Source organism: Westiellopsis prolifica IICB1 (assembly GCF_004323185.1).
In the GTDB taxonomy this organism is placed as follows: domain Bacteria; phylum Cyanobacteriota; class Cyanobacteriia; order Cyanobacteriales; family Nostocaceae; genus Pelatocladus; species Pelatocladus prolificus_A.
The window spans coordinates 1-1,065 of the sequence record NZ_NAPS01000027.1; the positions used below are offsets into that span (position 1 = coordinate 1).

2 protein-coding genes are annotated in these 1,065 nt (G+C 43.5%); both read left to right on the forward strand.

Going from position 1 to position 1,065, the window contains the following annotated elements; translation table 11 throughout:
- On the forward strand, positions 1–239 hold a 239-nt coding region (locus B4U84_RS30175; RefSeq protein WP_165490415.1), incomplete at its 5' end, for an SUMF1/EgtB/PvdO family nonheme iron enzyme.
- Between the two features lie 197 nt (positions 240–436).
- A partial coding sequence (locus B4U84_RS30180) for a formylglycine-generating enzyme family protein (RefSeq protein ID WP_131121665.1) occupies positions 437–1,065 on the forward strand: 629 nt, incomplete at its 3' end.

Below are 1,065 nucleotides of genomic sequence, written 5' to 3' on the forward strand. Positions count from 1 at the left end.
GTCTGGACGATTGGCACAATAACTATGAAGGTGCGCCAACAGATGGCAGTCCTTGGTTTGACAATGAGAATAATAATCTTTCTCAAAAACAAGGAAGTGCCGTGCTGCGGGGCGGTTCTTGGATCGACAATCCTGATAACTGCCGTTCTGCGTATCGCGACGACTACGGTAGGCGCGGCACCCACGGCGACAGTATTGGTTTTCGTGTTGTCTGTGCTGCCGGGAGGATTCTTCAGTAGCCCTTTATACTTTAGCTCTTTTGTCCTTTACACTTCTTTTTTTTTGCCCTTTTTTAGCGTAGCGGAGCGGAGCGATCTAATTTTTTTATAAATACAGTGTTTGATTGGTAATTATGAGAAAAAAGGAAATATCTCCTGATTAGGGAATAATCCCTAATTAGAGGCAATATTAGCAAAAAAGAATCAAGTAAAAATAAATGCCAAAAATAGTTATAAATCGAACTGAGAAAACAGCCCAATACTACAAAGAAGACTTGGGCAATGGAATGACTCTAGAGATGGTGCTGATTCCTGATGGCAGCTTTATGATGGGTTCACCAGAAGATGAACTAGAGCGTACTGAGGATGAAAGCCCTCAGCATTTAGTAAACATTAAGCAATTTTGCATGGGTAGATACCCCGTCACCCAAGCACAATGGAAAGCAGTAGCAGCACTACCACAGGTTAATAAAGAGCTAGAAAGAGATCCATCGCATTTCAAAGCAGATAATCGACCAGTAGAGTGTGTTTCCTGGTACGATGCGGTTGAATTTTGCGATCGCCTATCCAACCACACAAAAAGACAGTACCGCCTCCCCAGTGAAGCCGAATGGGAATATGCCTGTCGTGCTGGAACTACCACACCATTCCACTTTGGTGAGACAATTACAACCGATTTAGCTAATTATCGAGGTACAGATAACGAAGAATATAAATGGTCAGGTTCCTATGGCCCTGGCCCCAAAGGTATCTATCGAGAAGAAACAACAGAAGTAGGAAGCTTTGGAGTAGCTAACGCTTTTGGGTTATACGATATGCACGGGAACGTGTGGGAATGGTGTCTGGA